1 protein-coding gene is annotated in these 509 nt (G+C 68.8%); it reads left to right on the top strand.

Annotation, left to right across the window (positions count from 1 at the left end):
* Positions 1-11: 11 nt before the first annotated feature.
* A partial coding sequence (locus tag WCD58_RS33560) for a SidA/IucD/PvdA family monooxygenase (RefSeq protein ID WP_337707493.1) occupies positions 12-509 on the top strand: 498 nt, incomplete at its 3' end.

A 509-nucleotide genomic window follows, 5' to 3' on the forward strand; every position in this document is an offset into this window, starting at 1 on the left:
GCACCCTGGATGTGCTGGGTGTCGGGTTCGGTCCGTCGAATCTGGCGTTGGCGTTGGCGGTGCAGGAGCACAACGAGCGCTCCCCGGAGTCGGCGCGCGTGAACGCGTCGTTCGTGGAGCAGCAGGCGGCGTTCGGGTGGCATCGCGGGATGCTGCTCGAGGGCGCGACGATGCAGGTGTCCTTCTTGAAGGACCTCGTGACGATGCGGGATCCCACGAGTCCGCGGTCGTTCTTGAACTATCTGCAGGGTCAGGGGCGGCTGGCGGATTTCATCAACACCAAGACGATGTTCCCGTCGCGGGTGGAGTTCCACGACTACCTGGAGTGGTGCGCCGCGGACGTGCGCCACCTCGTCAGCTACGGGACGCGGGCCGTGGCGGTCCAGCCGGTCACCGGCCCGGACGGCACCGTCGACGAGCTGGACGTGGTGCTGCGCGATGCGGCCGGTGACGGGACGCGGACGGTGCGGACCCGCAACCTGATCCTGGCGACCGGGCTGGTGCCGTGG

The sequence above is a fragment of the Actinomycetospora flava genome, assembly GCF_037400335.1.
Lineage (GTDB): Bacteria > Actinomycetota > Actinomycetes > Mycobacteriales > Pseudonocardiaceae > Actinomycetospora > Actinomycetospora flava.